The 17,021-nt window shown below is 61.8% G+C and carries 9 protein-coding genes; all 9 read right to left on the bottom strand.

Annotated features, from left to right (window positions below; genetic code table 11):
* Window positions 1–4 precede the first annotated feature (4 nt).
* Window positions 5–2,419, bottom strand: coding sequence for a glycoside hydrolase family 2 TIM barrel-domain containing protein (locus ASF51_RS12865; RefSeq protein ID WP_055930206.1), 2,415 nt, complete (start codon window positions 2,417–2,419; stop codon window positions 5–7).
* Entirely contained in the window at window positions 2,416–4,242 is a 1,827-nt protein-coding gene (locus ASF51_RS12870) for a DUF5605 domain-containing protein (RefSeq protein WP_235497233.1), read from the bottom strand. The genes ASF51_RS12865 and ASF51_RS12870 overlap by 4 nt, the downstream gene beginning before the upstream one ends.
* 128 nt (window positions 4,243–4,370) lie before the next feature.
* Window positions 4,371–7,232: a GH116 family glycosyl-hydrolase gene (locus ASF51_RS12875; RefSeq protein ID WP_055930212.1), complete on the bottom strand. Its 2,862-nt coding sequence runs from the start codon at window positions 7,230–7,232 to the stop codon at window positions 4,371–4,373.
* Between the two features lie 129 nt (window positions 7,233–7,361).
* On the bottom strand, window positions 7,362–8,879 hold the full coding sequence (locus ASF51_RS12880; protein ID WP_082479850.1) for a glycoside hydrolase family 43 protein: 1,518 nt from the start codon (window positions 8,877–8,879) through the stop codon (window positions 7,362–7,364).
* Complete coding sequence (locus ASF51_RS12885) at window positions 8,872–11,715, bottom strand: family 78 glycoside hydrolase catalytic domain (protein WP_055930215.1); 2,844 nt, start codon at window positions 11,713–11,715, stop codon at window positions 8,872–8,874. The genes ASF51_RS12880 and ASF51_RS12885 overlap by 8 nt, the downstream gene beginning before the upstream one ends.
* Window positions 11,716–11,765: 50 nt before the next feature.
* Entirely contained in the window at window positions 11,766–12,605 is an 840-nt protein-coding gene (locus ASF51_RS12890; protein ID WP_055930218.1) for an ATP-binding cassette domain-containing protein, read from the bottom strand.
* Window positions 12,598–14,391 carry a dipeptide/oligopeptide/nickel ABC transporter permease/ATP-binding protein gene (locus ASF51_RS12895; RefSeq protein ID WP_055930221.1) on the bottom strand — a complete coding sequence of 598 codons (1,794 nt, stop codon included), beginning with the start codon at window positions 14,389–14,391 and terminating at the stop codon, window positions 12,598–12,600. The genes ASF51_RS12890 and ASF51_RS12895 overlap by 8 nt, the downstream gene beginning before the upstream one ends.
* Window positions 14,388–15,329, bottom strand: a complete 942-nt coding sequence (locus ASF51_RS12900; protein WP_055930224.1) for an ABC transporter permease — start codon at window positions 15,327–15,329, stop codon at window positions 14,388–14,390. Before ASF51_RS12900 ends, ASF51_RS12895 begins: the two co-directional genes overlap by 4 nt.
* Window positions 15,330–15,348: 19 nt before the next feature.
* Entirely contained in the window at window positions 15,349–16,872 is a 1,524-nt protein-coding gene (locus ASF51_RS12905; RefSeq protein WP_055930227.1) for an ABC transporter substrate-binding protein, read from the bottom strand.
* Window positions 16,873–17,021 lie beyond the last annotated feature (149 nt).

Below are 17,021 nucleotides of genomic sequence, written 5' to 3' on the forward strand. Positions count from 1 at the left end.
CTGCTCAGATCGAGACTCGACCTGAGCTGAGACCCTCTGCGCGGGCGATGAGTTCACCTGACTCATCGCCCGTTACCCGGAGAACAGCTTGCGCCCGGCCCAGATACGCGTGGCACGAGTTGCCGAGGTAGTCGTCGTCGGTCGACGGGCGGGCGCTCCCGAACCCCATCAGCTGTGCATCGCCCGTCGTCTCGACCGTGATGATGCGTTCGTCATACGGAACGACGAGGCCAAAATCGTCGACGAGTTCGACGATGACGTATCGGTGCGCATCCACGGAGGCGGAACTCGCTTGCTCGAGGACCACCCGTATTGCAACTGCTGGCCCGCTCGATCGCAGGGTTGTCCTCTCCGTCGCCCTTCCATTGCGGTGATTCACCGCGGTCAACTCGCCGGGCTGATAAGGCACGGTGAATGTCGCCAAGTAGTCATGGTCGCCGCCGGCGGCGTTTCGCGCGATGACAGTGCCATCGAGAAGCAATTCGACCTCGTCGGCATCGCTGTAGACATCGACCGTCATCGGCGTGCCCGCATCGGCAGTCCACGACCACGAAGAGACGCTGTCTGTCCACGCCCAGCCGAGGCCTGTCGGAACGCGCCCGTCTGTCCGCGGTCGGTGCACTGCTATGTACGGGTCGGATCGCAAGCCGAACACGATCGCGCGGAAGAACGACGCGGGCCGCCGGAAGCCGGTGATGTCGATGTCTCCGCAGTAGGCGAGCAACGACGGGAATCTATCGGCGTCCCAGCCCCCGTCGCTGTCGGGGTAGGTCACGGCACCGAGGCCGGCCTCTCCGAGATAGTCCCAACCTGTCCAGGTGAAGTCGCCGAGCACCCAAGGCATTGAGGTGACGAGGGTCCAGTTTTCCGCGATATCCTCCGGGTTCGTTTCAGTTCCAACGACGACGCGGTTCGGGTAGAGATCCTTCTCGGCCTGATAGCGCCAAGATGCATAGTTATGGCCCGCCACGTCGACGACCGCATGCGACTCGGCAATCGCATTGGTGACAAAATCGGATTTGCTGACCCGATCGAGTAGGGCTTTTCCCACGCCCTGCGCGTCATTAATGCCGCCCTCCACGCCGACGAGCTCCGCTTTCATCTCCGGCACCGTCTCAGACAGAGTCGCGACAAAACCGCTGATTCCATTGGTGAGGAACCGGGTTGGATCGAGGGCTCGTACTTCCTCGGCGAGGTCGCGACCAATGGCTGCTCCAAGCGGTTTGCCGGCGTCGAGGATCTCGTTGCCGATCGAGTACATGATGACGCTCGGGTGGTTTCGATCCTTGAGGACCATTGCCTCGATGTCGCGCCGCCACCATTCGACGAAGTTGAGCGAGTAGTCGAATGGCTGCTTTCCTTCGGTCCACATATCGAAGGCCTCATCGATAACCAGCATGCCGAGTCGGTCGCACGCGTCCAAGACACTGGGAGCGATCGTGTTGTGCGACGAACGAATCGCATTGAACCCGGCCGATTTGAGAATCCGGATGCGTCGCTCCTCGGCTTCGGGAATCGATACAGCGCCGAGCACACCGTTGTCGTGATGCACACACGCACCCCGCAGCTTGGTCTCGACACCGTTGATGCGAAGCCCGCGCCGAGGATCGAGTTGCAGGGTCCGGATCCCGAATGTGGACGTGCTCTCGTCGTCGATCGCGTCAGCGTTGTGCAGGGTGGCAGCCAGCGTGTAGAGGTTCGGCGCGTCGAGGCTCCATCTCTCGGCATTCTCGACGTACATCCGGATACGTGCTGTGGCCGTCTCATTAGCCCGCACTGTGATGACAGTGTCACCGGTCGCCACCTCATTGCCGGCGGGGTCGAGGACGACAGCGTGCATCTGACGGATTGACGGCACTCGATCCTGGTTGGCGATTTGCGCGGAGAGCTCGACTACGGCGCGCTCGTCGTCGATGTCGGGTGTGGTGATGGAGACTCCCCCGGGCACGATGTGCGTCAGCGACAGATCGTGGAGCCACACGCTGCGGTAGATTCCGAGGCCGGAGTACCACCGTGAGTCGCGGTAGGCGCGGGCATCGACCCGCAGCCGGTTCAGTTGTCCCGGTTTCAGCGCCTGGTCAAGCCGCACGCGGAACGGCGAATAGCCGTTGGGCCTCTGACCGATCAGGACGCCGTTCAGGTACACCATGGCGTCGCGATACACGCCCTCGAACTCAAGCTCGATCACCCGATCCGCCCAGCTCTCAGGTGCGTCGAATTCCTTGCGGTAGGTCACCGCGCCGCCTTCGAAGTACCCAGTGGATGAACCGCCCTCGGCGTCGGCTCTCCTGGGAAGTGCCAGCATTGCGTCGTGGGGAAGCGTCACCGCTACCGACGAAGTCGAGCCCCCCGTGATCTCGGAGAACACACTGACGTTCGGTCCGACGGTCCAGTCGCCGTCGAAGTTGGTGCGTGTCATACGTTCTGCTCGATTCGATCGGATTCGGAATGGTTCTCGTTGAGGACGACCCGGATCGCGCAGTAGGGCTTTCCCGGTAGGTCGACGCGCACGAGGCCAGTGTGGATGCCGGGTAGGCGGTCGATCGTCATGTCCCACGTGTCGAGGACATCGATTTCTGCTGTACGGCCTTCGGGGATGCGGATGTCTCGGTAGCGAGGACGATGGCCACCGTAGTAGGTGACCCCGTAGTTTCCGGCACCGCCGGTGGGAAAGTCCCAGTCGCTGGGCAGCGGGTCGATGCGGCCGGAAGGCGACTGCTCGATGATCCGTCGCAGGAAGGCCAGACGGGGAAGGCTGTCACCCTGAAGGGTTCCTCCCTTGGACCACCAGAGAATGTCGTCGTCTGAGACGTACGTCTCGCCGTGGGTGAGGTAGCCCCCGAACATTGTCGCGTCCCAGAAGCGGCGAACCATTTCTTCGGCAGGGAGGTTTCCCCAGCCCTGGTCGATGTCGCCTTCATAGCCGGACTCGTCGACGACGACCGGTTTCTGCCAGCGCCGTTTCCACTGCGCCACAGACTTGCCGATGGTGTGGTCGCCCCGCTGGATGCTGCAATGGGTTGTCCAGTCGGCCGTGTAATCGAAAAGATCGACCCAGTTGTGGATAGAGAGCAGATGGTCGACGTGGTCGTTCTCCTGCACAATCCCTGCAAGACGGTCCCAGTCGTCGCGGTTCTTCGTTGTGATGAGGTCGTACTCGTTCGCCATCGACCACCACACGTTTGCGAAAGCGGCCAGACGTCGCGTTACGTACGAGGTATAGCGGTCATCTGCGGTGGTTCCCAGCGTGGCGAACCCCCATCGGTCATAGGGATGGAAAAGAATCAGGTCGGCTTCGATACCCAGCTGCTCGAGCTCGTCTAGGCGTCGTTCGAGGTTGCGGAAGTACTCCGGATCGAACCGCGTCGTGTCCCAGCCGCCCTCGGAATCCCGAGGAAAAACGAAGAGATCCGGCTCGTTCTCGTTGAACATGAATGACTTGGGGAACAGTCCCATCCTGATCTTGTTGAAAGGCGCATCCACGAGCGATTGGACAGTCTGATCCTGGAGCTCTGTGGTCTGGTTGGTCCAGGCGTAGGCGGTGGTACCGACGGGAACATGTGGGGTGCCGTTGGCATAAGCAAAATGTCCATCGACTACCCGCACCGGGCCTCGGCGGTCACTGTCCACGACCTGCAGCTCACCCGTGATGCCGTCCAGCGATCTGGCGTTGGACGACGTCGCGAATGTCCAGGTGCCTACTGCTGGCGCCAGGAAGCGAACGCGGTAGGTGCCGTCTTCGTCGTAGAAACCGCCGGCGCTGATTTCTGTCTGTCCAAGAATGAACGTGGCATTGAGCTCGACGTCGACAAACGGATTGCCGTGAGACGGGCCATGTAGCACGAGCTCGCTACGGCGATGCAGACGCGCTGTCGCTATCGGGTCGATCGAGGCGCTTCCTGCTACGACTTCTGACGGCTCGTAGTCCGTGCGAGGGATGATCGGGGGCGACGATGCCGGCACTGGGCTCAGGTCTTCGTAGTCTGCGATCGACTTCATGATCTCGTCGATACGAGGATCGTCGTCTCCAAGGATGAGCCCCATGATGGGTGCAACGGGGAAGTCGGCTAATTCCACCACCATCGGCGACTCCAGCACCTCGGGCGCGATCGAACTCAGGACTCTTCGCGCGTCGTCGTGCATCAACACTGAGGAGATGGGGGTAGATCGTTCGATCGTTCGCAACGGGTGCTCCTTGTTCGCGAGCCTCATCGTCCGGTCGGTCGACGGCGGCGTCTTCAACGACGATTCCAGACTCGACGCCGTCCTGGCCACCTGTTGCGCAAAAGTTCTTTGCAGACGAAGACGGCGAGGTTCCTTTCACGGGAACCTCGCCGTCGTCACTCTCGGCACTACTGGGAAGGCCGAATCTACTGCTGGAGGCGGCGACTTCTACGACGTAGCAGAACCAGTCCCGCGATGAGCAGCACTGCACCGGCCAGCATGGGCAGTTCGAGGTTCTGCCCGGTGGCCGCCAGCCTGTCCTGGGCAATAGCCGATGTTTCTGTGGCTGGTTGGTCACCAGGTGCTGGATCACCGGGGGTCGGAGTCGTTCCAGGCGTCTCCGTTGCCGGGTCCGGCCTGACAACGTCGATGAGCTGCCAGATCGCGAGGTTGTTCTCGAACGATGGGTAGATGTACCTGGCAGGGTTCACCGCGTCGTATTGGAACGGCGCATTGAACTCGTATCCGTTTTCTCTGACGTCCCAGATCTGGGCGGAAACCGCGGATGCCATCGTCAATCCGTCCTGTTTTAGCCGGTCGCTTCCAAAGCGCTCGCCCGCTGCGAAGTAGGTTGCACCCGCGGCGTAGTTCGCGCCCGGCCAGACGTTGGGTTCGTAGATGGTTCCGGAAGTCCCCACGAGCGGATACTGGGTGCTGCCGGCCGGAAGACCCATGTTGATTGCTCCGGTCAAACGACCCGCTGCGTCGGTTTTGCCACTCACGAGCGGATACATGGATTCAAGGTGCTGCCTGTACCGCTCCGGCTGCACGAGATCCGGAAGGCCGGCCCGCTCAGCCAGCGATTGTGCCAGGAAGGTGGTCAGCAGAACGCTGTCGTTCTCCGGCGTTCCCTGTGGCAGCGTGTACCGGTAGTACCCGTTCTGCTCACTCCAGAACGTCGTCTCGAACGCGTTCTTGGCCGCTACCAACTGGTCCTTGAGGTCCGCGATCCGTGCGGGGTCCTCGTTGACCTGCTCCCCCGCTGCGATCATCGATTCCAAAGCCAGGAGGTACAGCATCGACGTGTAGGAGTCGAATCTGTCCGACGGAATGATGTTGTAGATGTTCGACATCGCGATGGGACTGGACAGATCCGGTTTGGGATTGAGAGCCGACGGAACTTCAGGCAAAGGCAGATCGGCAGGGATCGTCTGCTGGAGGAATGCGAACGTCTTCTCCATCGCCGGGTACGCGAACTCGAGGAAGGCCTTGTCGTCGTGCCGTTGCGCGTAGTCGTACATCCTGAATATGTTCTCGGATGGCCGGTCAAGGAACCATGCGCGCCCGGGGCCTGGTGTGGCTCCCTGGTTCCAGGTAACGAACGGGTCGCCATCCGCGTTGTAAGCAGCAGGGTCTGTTGATCCGGTCATCCCGAAGTCCGAGGGATCTCCAGCCGTCGTACCGGCGAGAATTGCCTCAACTTTGCCTCTAAGCCGGTCACGTTCGATCGAGGGGAACATCTCTGTGTAGAGGATGTTGCTGTAGATTCCGACTTCGCCTCCCATGCCCAGCGTCGATACGCCTCCCGCGTTCGAGTCCACGCCGAGGTAGTTGTGAGTGTCCGGCACGGAAGTACCGATCCGATCCTCTCCGGTGATCACCGGCACCGAGTTCCTGACCAGCCCGCCTTCCCACAGCGAGGTATGGAAGGGAACATTGGCCAGATGATTCAAAGCGGACTCGCTCATCCAGTCGGGGTAGTCCCCGGACTCGGCTATCGGTGACCACCAGGACTTGACGTCGGCGAGGTTCTGCTCGCTCTCGTTGAGGGCGTCACGAGCGATCTCGTAGCTCTGATTGAACTGATAGGTGCCGGGAACGTAGTCGTTGGTCTGGTTCGTCTGCGCTCCGTAGAAGTTCGTGTAGCGGCGCATCCAGACCGTGTTGTTGTCAGCGAAACCGACCTCGGGGAAGTCCCAGGTCAGAACGAACGGGATGGTGGTGACTTCGCCGGGCTCGAGTGTTGCGGAGACTGCTACTGCCCCGGCGCTGGCCGAGTCATCGAGGGCCCCATCGTTGAGGGAACCGTCTGAAGAGAATAGGTCGTAGATGTCGGATCCGTCGCCCTCGCCGTCCCATGAGGTCGTGTAGCTGACGCTCTGGCCCTCGTCAACCTTTGCTGCGACGGTCCACTCGGACTTGTACGCGTCAGGAGTGTTGCTTTCGGAGTCTGCCGAGAGGGTCACCGCGTGAATGCCGGTTGTTTCGTCGACTTCGTAGCTGCTGGAAAGTCCCTCCCGGATCGTGGCCGGCTGCTTGCCGACATGGGCCGGGGCGTTCGGCATGGTGAACATGGTGGAGACTTCGGCCTGCTCGTCGGTGTGGTTGGCGATTCGCACATCGAAGTAAGCCACCGGTAGAGAACTCCGCCGGTCATCGCCCGCGACGATCGGCGAGTGGAAGCGCATGGAGATGTCCGTTGCGAACGGCTTGTAGGTCATCCATCCAAACGGGTACAGGGCGGAGTAGTCCGCGTCACCGGTTTCTAGCGTGTTCCAGGCCGGCAGCGGGCCTTCCCACGACCTGCTGGGCACGGGGCCGTTCGCCCCAACGTTTTCGACGCCGTCGGTGGCAAGCGTGCGGACCTCGGCGGGACCGTCGCCGATCTGCTCGCGTACATGGAGTGCTGCCTGCGGAAGGGTACGCACTTCCCACGCGTCGCTTTGCGATCCTCCGAAGTACCACGGGCCGAACATGCCCGACTGGTTGATCATGAAGGACCCGGCGCCGATGCCGCCGAGCGGAACACCCATTCCGGGCAGCGAGTTCGGGAAGAAGCCGGCGTTGCCATCGCATCCGGTCGGGAAGAAGCCCGCGCACGGACCCTGTACGACGTCGCCGAGCGGCCGCACCGTGGCAGCCGAGGGGATGTCGTACCAGTCGCGCCCAGCCACCGGCGCGGCCGACGCGCTTGAATCTGCGGAGGTCACGGAGATCGGCACGATGAGTGCAGCTGCGAGAACGGCGACGCCAAGTAGACGGGCGTGCGACCGGGCTCGTAATGTCATTTTTGGAGGGTTTAACAACGGGACTCCTTTGTCGGTTGCAAGGTGCGATGATGCTCGCAGAGACGCTGGCCCGGGCCCATCCTTTTGCGCAAAACATCTGCCAAGAAGGTCGACGCCGACCTCCTGCGTTTAGGCGGCGTCCGAGCTGTATTCGAACGAGATGATGCGGCCCCGAGCGTCAGGCGAGCCGATGGCGAGCATTCTTCCCGTGAAGCCCGCCGCGACCTCGGTCGAGAAATATCTGCCGTCAACACGGGCGAGCTCAGTGAATCCGTCCCCCGTATCGACTGACAGCGTGATGTCGTCCGGACCGGCAGAACCGAATGGAACCGGGGCGCTCCTGGGTGGCGACGCGCGCAATCGCACGGTCGCGATGGTGGCTGGGAGGGCAACAGATGCAAGCTCGAGCTGCATGTCCCCGACATGCAGCACCGCACGGACGCAGTCCCGATCTACGATGATTCCGCACCAGTGACGGTCGTCGATGAGAAGTCGGAGCTCTCCAGCTGATTCGATCACGGCGTCCGCGGTCCATTCGAAGTCCCGTACCCGTGTGTAGAGCATGTCGGAGGCTGCCCCTGATCGAGGGAATGCGATGCCGCCACGCGCGTCGCGAGCTGAGGCGTCTTCAGGCTCACCGTCCGCGACGACCCAGCGCTGATCGAATGATCCACCCAGGAATTCATCCCGGAACGACGTCTCACCCGGAGGGATCTCGAATTGGTACTCGTCGATTACTGGCCAGCCATCCGCCCAGGTCACGCCGGCGATAAATGTCTCGCGACCGAGTACGTGGAACCCGGGTGTGGAGCCGCGTGGCCGTGCGCCCAGGTAGACGACAGCCCACCGCCCGTCCGGGCCTTCGACGAGGTCGGCGTGACCAACGCTCTGCACCGGGTGGGACGTGCTTCTGTGGGTGAAGATCGGATTCCACGGACACGGTTCGAATGGACCCGACGGGCTCGTCGCGCGGGCCGCAGTGACGCAGTGACCTCGTTCAGTGCCTCCCTCGGCGAGAAGGATGTACCAGTATGCACCCACGTGGTACAGGTGCGGACCTTCGGCGGCCTGCATACCACTCCCCTGCCAAACCGGGTAGTCAGGCCCGACAAGCGTGCCTGTCTCGAGGTCGATGCGTGCTTGCCGGATGCCTTGGCCACCCACAATGAAATCCAGAACATGCCAGGTGAGAAAGCACTGCCCGTCGTCATCCCAGCTGAGATCCGGGTCAATACCGGTGGCATCCGGGACGAAGACCGGCTCGCTCCAGGGTCCTCGAGGATCGTCTGCGTGCACGATCACTTGGCCGGATTCGAAGTCGCTGACGTTCGTCGTGATGAACCAGAATGTGCCGTCGTGGTGACGCAGCGTGGAACCGTAAATGCCCGTGGACGGGCCTGGTGTCGTCAGTCGGAATTGCTCGCGGGTGGTGAGAATGTTGCCGATCTGCGTCCAACTCACGAGGTCGCGGCTGTGGAAGATCGGGGCACCGGGAAAGTATTCGAAGCTCGATGTTGCGAGGTAGAAATCGTCGCCGACTCGGCAGATGGTCGGGTCCGGGTAGAAGCCCGGCAGGATAGGTTGCACGGCGCCGTTGGCGGCGGGATTGGTGGCGGCGAGTTGAATTTCGGCCGTGCTGTCAGACATGAAGTGCTTTCGTGTCAAGAGGGTCAAAGTTGTCTGCCCCGGGTGATGTGAGCGAGCGCACGAATGCCGCAAGCTCTTTCTTGGCGGATTCCGAGGGCCACCCCTTTGTCCAAACCCCATCCACCAGACTCGCTACTGGGTGATTGAGGTAGGACGAGAGCAGCTGCGCAAGTCGCAACTCGTTGGGGGCTAGGTCGGCGCCCAAGGCGAGAGCCGTGAAACGCGCCCAGTGCTGCTCGTCGTCGATGAGGTCGCGAATCGTTGAGGTGGCCTGGATTGTGAGCTCAGGGGCCGGTATCTCCCAGCGATGCTGTCCGTGGCTGACGGAGAACTCGCCCGCGTTCCAGGGCAGCTCCACATCTGCGGTCGTCCCTACGGGAACTGTCACATCCAAGGTGAGGACGCCGCCCTCCCTTCTCCAGGCAACGCGTGCTTCGCCGTAAGGCGTGATGTGCCGCGCGGACGCCGAAGTGAGCTGAGCCGGCGGCAGCGGGCGAACGCTGATACCTCGGTATCCCGGAGCACTTGGAGCGAGACCTGCCACGCGCCGGTGAACCCAGTCGACGACGCTGCCCAACGCGTAGTGGTTGAAGGACGTCATGCCGCTGGGATTGATGGTGCCGTCCGGGAGTAGGGAATCCCACCTCTCCCACACCGTCGTTGCGTCCATTGTCACGGGATAAAGCCAGGAGGGCGCTGACGTCTGAAAAAGTAGTCTGTGAGCAAGGTCAGCATGGCCGGTGTCTGTCAGCGCGTCACAGATGATCGGAGTTCCGACGAATCCGGTTGCGATACGAAACGCGCTCCCCCGAACGAGATCGGCGAGCCGGTTTCCGGCTTCGAGCCGCTGGTCACTGTCGGTGACCAGATCCCATTGGAGCGCCATGGCATAGGCGGTCTGCGAGTCCGAGAGTACGCGACCGGTTCCCGTAACGAACTCGCGGACGAACGCTTCCCGGACTTGTCGGGCGAGAAGTCCGTAGTGCGCTCCTTCGTCTGCACGGCCCAGTTCAAGCGCAGCATCAGCTACGAGTTGCGCAGACTTGGCGAAATGGGCAGTGGCGACCACGTCTGGATCGGCTTTCGCAGCGGCGGGGTCGTCGAAGGGCGCCGTCGGATCCAGCCAGTCACCGTATTGGAAACCGCCGCGCCAGATGAGGTCGGGGCCGGCGATCCCGTTGAGGCGGTCGACCCACCCTCGCATGCTGTCGAATTGGCGAGCCAGGACTCCGGTGTCTCCGGTGCGTTGCCAGAGCGTCCATGGAACGACGGTTGCCGCGTCTCCCCATGCTGCCGCCGGCGCCGATGTCAGTGGCGTTCGCAGGATGTCGGGGATGACGTGCGGTACCGTGCCATCCGCGCTCTGTTCGGCGGCAAGGTCTTTGAGCCATGAGTCGAGGAACCCGGCGCTGTCAAACAGATAGGTTGCGGTCGGTGTGAATACCTGGATGTCGCCTGTCCAGCCGAGACGTTCGTCTCGTTGTGGACAGTCGGTCGGCACGCTGAGGAAGTTGCCGCGCATCCCCCAGACGACGTTCTCGTGGAAGCGATTGAGGAGTTCGTGTGAGGAGTCGAACCATCCGGTTCGCTGCAGATCGCTCGAGATGACGATGGCTTCCAGGTCTCTTGCTTCAATGCCGTCGAGGCCCTCGATTTCGGCATACCGGAATCCGTGGAACGTCAGCGATGGTTCCAGGATCTCCTCGTCATCACCGCGAATGAAGAATGTGTCCGTGGCTTTCGCACTTCGCAAAGGCTCGATGCCCAGTTCGCCGTTCTCAAGGACTTCCGCGTGTCGGAGAGTGACCTCGGTTCCTGCCTTTCGCGAATGGACTCGCAGTCGCATCCACCCGACCACGTTCTGGCCGAAGTCGACGAGCGTCTTGCCGGATGGTGAAGACCAGACACGTCGGGCCTGCAGCGTTTCGACGACGCGCATGGGAGGGCCGTCCTCGCCTGCAAGCGTGCGAAGATTCCCGGCGACCTCGTCGACTGGCACCGTGAACTCGGTTCTGTCGTCGAACCGGAGATCGGTGATTTGACCGTCGTAGATGTCGTCGGCAAGTATGCCGGTCGCTCGTGCGCGCCAGGTGCCGTCGGTCGAAAGGGTATGGCGAAGACCGTCGGTTGTCGTCACCTCGAGTTGCGCCAGCAGGGCGAGGGTGTCGCCGTAGAGGGCGCGTTCGCCGAGAAAGCCGAATCGACCTCGCCACCAGCCGTTGCCCAGCAGTACCGTCACCTGATTGAGCCCGTTTTGGACCAGTGCTGTGACGTCGTAGGCCCGGTAGCGGAGGCGATCCTGGTATGCCGTCCACCCCGGCGCCAGGACTGTGTCATCTGCTGGAACTCCATTGATGCGAGCCGACATGATGCCGTGCGCGGTTGCGAACAACCGCGCGGACGCGATCTCCCCGCTGATCACGATCGAACCCTGGAGTTCGGGCGCCGGCTGGTGGAGACCGCCGATACCTCGCGGCGAGATGAATCCCGCACTCCAGTCTTCGACTTCCAGCAACCCGGCCTCGACAACGCGAGCAGGACTCCAGTCGCTTTCATAACCAGCCGCCCGAACGCGAACCCGAACCGATGCACGTTCGCGCGAATGAAGGGCATCAGCAGGCCACGGCACGAGAACTTGCTCGGCCGACTCGACCGCGAATACTGTCACACCCGCCGGCCGACTGACCTCGACGTCATAGCCGCTCTGTACGTAGTCGTCAGGCGCCGTAGCCACCGTCCACGAGAGTCGAGGCGTGCCGGTGCCGAGCCCGAGGGTGTCTCCCGGATCCGTTCGATGTTCAAATCTGGGCGCCGTTGGCGGAGTGAGAGAAGCCATGAGGTCTCCTGTAGCTGAAGGGGAACTGTGGACGGGACGCGTTCAACGGCTCAGGCTGTCTCCGTACCCTCCAGTCGGTCGGCAGCGAGAATTCGTAGTCGCTCCGCGCGACGAGCCCGTTGTCTTGGTGGGTCCGCGATGGGCGCCGACATCTGGAGCTGGCGCGTATACGGGTGCTGCGGCGCGGTCGCGACCTGATGGGCGTCGCCAATTTCGACGATGCGCCCTCCTCGTAGAACGGCGATCCGGTCACTGATGGCGTGGACAACACCGAGATCGTGGCTGATGAACAAGTAGGCGACGCCCGTGTCTTTCTGCAGGTCGCGCAGGAGCGTGAGAACGCGAGCCTGGGTCGTTACGTCGAGAGCACTGGTCGGCTCGTCGCAGACGATGACTGCAGGGTCCATGGCCAGCGCACGGGCTATAGCAATGCGCTGCCGTTGCCCGCCGGAGAACTCGCGCGGGTACCGTGATCCCGAGTCGCCCGGCATGCCCACCGCGTCAAGTAGTTCACGAACGCGAGTCTTGCCCTCGGAGACTCCCGCAGCGCGAAGAGGCTCGACAAGGATACTTTCGATCGTCATGGACGGATTGAGCGATGAATACGGGTCTTGGAAGATGACCTGGATGTCTCGGGCGACCTGTCGTCGACGCTGGCGGCTGATGTTGCTGATCTCTTGATCGCGGAATCGGATGGTTCCGCCTGTGACCGGTGCCAGGCCGAGGATTGCCCGACCAATGGTGGTCTTGCCGGAGCCTGACTCGCCAACCAGACTTACCGTCTCACCGGCCCGCAAGTTGAGCGAGACGTCTTCAATAACGGTCTTTCCACCCCGGCGGCCGCCGTAACGAACGACCAGATCCTTGATCTCGAGCAGGTTCTCACTCATCGTCAGCCTCTTTCAGTTCGACGGTGCGCGAGGACACCAGGAGATCTTTGGTGTACTGATCGTGCGGGGCTGCGAATAGCGAGTCGACGTCATTGCTTTCAATGATTCGACCGTCTTTCATCACACTGACGGTGTCGCAGATGTCTGCGACAACGCCGAGGTTGTGCGTGACGATAATCATGGCCATCCCCCGTTCCCTGCTGAGTTCTCGAAGGAGTTCTAGAACGTCCGCTTGCACGGTCACATCCAGAGCAGTTGTCGGCTCGTCGGCGACGATCAGATGAGGTTTAGTCGCCACGGCGCCGCAGATCAGCACGCGTTGTGCCATGCCACCGGAGATCTCGTGCGGGTAGAGACTCATGACCCGTTCCGCATCCTGGATACCTACGCGGGTGAGGAGGTCGAGCAGCTCCCGGCGAGCCTGCGCCTTCGAGACACCAGTCGATGCGCGGAGCCCATAAATGAGCTGGGCGCCGATCGTGAATGACGGATCGAGATTCGACATGGGCTCCTGCGGCACATACGCGATACCACGACCGCGGGCCCGGCGCATGCGCATCTTGTCCGCAAGAAGGTCGCGGCCCTCGAAGAAGACACTGCCGCCTAGAACTACCGCTTCGCGCGGCAGAATGCCGAGCGTCGAGAATGCGAGCTGCGACTTTCCTGACCCGGATTCGCCCACGAGGCCGTGGATTTCGCCTTTTCGAACATCGAGGTCTACGCCGTGAACCACGGGGCGTACGTCATCGGCAGATGTCGGGTAGCCGATCCGCAGATTGCGGATTGAGAGAATGACGTCCTGCGCCGGAGTTAGGTCATTTACGCCAGCAACTCGCTCGTCCTGTGCCGACATCATCAAAGAACGTCGTCTGGCGCCTTTGAGCACCGCACTGCGGTTCGAGGCCTGGAGCGTGTCGCGCAGAGCATTACCCAGCAGCACGAATGACAGGATCGTCAGGCTGATAAGAATCGAAGGCCAGATGACGTTGGCTGGGTTTGTGTACAGGTTGTTGAACGCTTCCTGGAGCACTCGACCCCAGGATGGTGCCGAGGGGTCACCGAGTCCGAGGAAGTCGACTCCGGCGAGAATTGCGACGGCTGTAGCGAGCACGAACGAGCTCTGGACAATGACTGGCGCCCGCACAGCCGACAGCACATGCCGACCGATGATTCGCGCATCAGAAAGTCCGACGACCTTGGCGGCATCGATGTAGAGCTCGGACCGAACCGAGATGACAACGGAGCGGACCAGTCGGTAGAACGACGGGGCGACGATGACGCCGAATACAGCCATGGCGACGGGGATGTTCGGGCCAGTCAGCGCATACAGCGCGATCAGCAAGACGATTCCCGGGAGCGACATGATCACGTCTGAGACGAAGTTCACGACGGTCTCGAACTTGCCGCGATAGAAACCGGCGAGTAGTCCGAATGTGAGCCCCAAGACCAGGGAGACCCCCAAGACGAGCAGGCAGGCGATGATGGTCTGCTGCGTTCCCCACATGAGGCGCGAGAGGATATCGCGACCTGAGGCGTCGGCGCCGAAGAAGTGACCGTCGGTGAAAGGTGCCGCGTTGGTAGCCGCAAGGTCTGTCGCGTTCGGCGAGAATGGCGCAAGCCACGGCGTGGTGATCGCGATGAAGACAATAAGAAACAGGAAGGCAATGCTGACGGACGCGAAAGGATTCGCGAGCAATGATCGCAGCGGTGAGCGGCGGACACGTTCGCCGGTGATTGCTGCGGTGCCGTCTGCAGCAGGGTCGAGTTCGTGCTGATCGATGGTCATTTGATTCTCGACTTCGGGTTGAGGATTCCGACGAACAGGTCGGCGAGGAAATTGACGACGAGGATGAGGATCATTGCGAAGATCACGGTGCCCATCACCATGGGAACGTCTCCCGCCTGTGCAGACAGGTTGGCGAGCTGACCTACGCCGGGGAGGGCGAACACCGACTCGATGAACAGTGCGCCGCCCAGGAGTCCCAACGTGGTCAAGCTGAGGACGATCAAACCCGGACCCGCGGCATTACGCAGCACGTGCCTGAATACGATGGCGCGCTCTGAAATACCTCTGGACCGGAGTGTGCGGACGTAGTCCTGAGAAAGGGCGTCGGACACAGATCCGCGAAATTGCGAGGCGGCGTTGGCGATCGTGCCGATGAGAAGAGCTGTGACGGGAAGAGTCAGAGACCAAAGCCACCCCTGCGGGTCGTCTGTAATCCGGATGTAGCCCGTAGCCGGATAAAGAGGTATCGAGATCGCGAAAGCGAAGATGAGGGCAATAGCGATGATGAAGCCGGGGACAGCGGCGCCGAGAACAGCGATGAACTGGACGAGCTTGTCGACCCAGCCGCCATAGAGGGCGGCTGTGACACCGAGGATGACACTGATCACGGCGGTCAAGATGATGGTCAGGATGATGAGGGACAGAGTGACCGGTGCCCGGTTTGCCATTGCGTCCGTGACCGGTTGGCCGGTGAGGAACGAGGAGCCAAGGTCTCCTCGGACGGCACCGGCCAGCCAGCTGAAGTATTGCTCGTAGAGGGGGCGGGTAAGCCCCAACTCTGCAGCGCGCGCTGCTACCTGCGTGTCCGTTGCCGTCGGTCCCAGGACCGCTCGTGCAATACCGATGCCATCGCTGAACATCAGGCAGTAGGTGGCAAAGCTCACGACGAGCAGAACACCGACCGCGCGGACAAGATTGAGCAGGAGAGTGCGGAACATAGTTGGGGCCTACCGCCGGTTACTTGGTCTGGAAGTCGCGCAGCAGCGGGTGCAGTGCGGCGAAGTCAGACTCGGTGGGAATGGAGATGTCCGGGTTGTACACGTAGAACCCGTCCGGGTACGCCATCGGCACGAACCATGCCTGGTCGATGATGTACTGGTTGATTTCCTTCTGGGCCGAGACTCGTTCTTCGTCCGTTCCGGTCAGGACCTTCTGCCACAGTGCGTCGACTGTCGCGTCCGGCTGGTGCTCGACGTTCCAGATGCCGTCCGTCAGAACGTAGTCCTTAATGTCCTGGAGCGACTCGCCGTAGTTGCCGAGCTGCCAGAGCGGCACGGGGTACTCGCCACTGAGAAGGTCGGTGATGGCGTCCGGTCCGGTCAGGTTGACCTGCTCGACCTTGATGTTGAGCTGGGCGAGCTGCTCTGTGATGTACGGGAACAGGAGATCGTGATTCTGTCCTTCAAAGAACGGTATCTGCAGGGTGAAGCCATCTGCATAGCCGGCTTCGGCCATGAGCGCTTTGGCAGCGTCGACGTCGTAGGGGTACGGGTCTTCCGTCAGGTCATCCAGGTACGCATCGCTACCGACACGGAAGATCTGATAGGCGGGATCGGCGAAACCTCGGTACAGCTGCTCGGAGATCGCGTCACGGTCGAAGACCATGTTCATGGCCTGTCGCACGCGGACGTCGCCGAGTGCTGGGATCTTTTCTCCGTTGTGATCGGTGATGAGAAGACGAGTCGTGACACCGCGAAGAGTCACAACCTCCATGCCCGAGCTCTTGGCCTCATCGACCGTCGATGCGTCGGCCAGGATGCCGTCGATCTGCTTCGTCTTGATGGCGTTGATACCTGCCGTGCTGTCGGTGAACACCTTGAGCACGACCTTGTCGAAGGGATACGTTTCTGCGTCCCAGTAGTCCGGGTTCCTCGTCAAGGTGTACGACGAACCTTGTGTGCTCGCGCCGGCGTCATATATGTATGGACCCGAACCGACAACAGTGGTGTCCTGCGCATCACCGGCGTAGTACTCCGAGCTAGAGATGTTCGGCTCGCACAGTACAAGATCCAGGGTCGGGATCGGCTGCGGCCAGGTGAGGGTGATCGTGTTCTCGTCCTCGATGTCGAAAGCGACGTCCGCGAACCGGTCGTTGACCTCTCCCGCGGCAGTAATCGCAGCCTTAACGTCCTCTGCGTCGAAGTCGGTGCCGTCGGAGAACTTCACTCCTTCCCGCAGCTTCAGCTTGGCAGAACTGCGGTCGTCGTTGTATTCCCACTCGGTTGCCAACTGCGGTGAGGGCTTCCCCGACGAATCGCAGATCAGGAGGGTGTCCCAAGCCGCATCGGCGAACCATCCTTGATACGCGGGCTGGATTGCGACACCGAGACCGGGTAGGTCGGCAGTCATTCCCAGCGTCAGAGTGGATCCGCCTCCGCCTCCGGAGGTCCCGCCGCCGGGCGCGCATCCCGTGAGGGCGACAGCCGAGGCGAGGAGAGAGATCGACAGCGCCGATATGGCGCGTCGTCGGGTTTTGTTCATAACAACTCCTTTGTTGGTTTGGGTGTCACTGAGCTGTGAACCCGGGAGGAGAGCCAATCGTGATTGCAGGGGCTTCGATCTCCGAAGCTGACGCTACGCATAGCAATCTGCCGCGGCAAGAAAACCAGAGACTTTTGCGCAACTCGTCG

The organism is Agreia sp. Leaf283 (assembly GCF_001422485.1).
Lineage (GTDB): Bacteria > Actinomycetota > Actinomycetes > Actinomycetales > Microbacteriaceae > Agreia.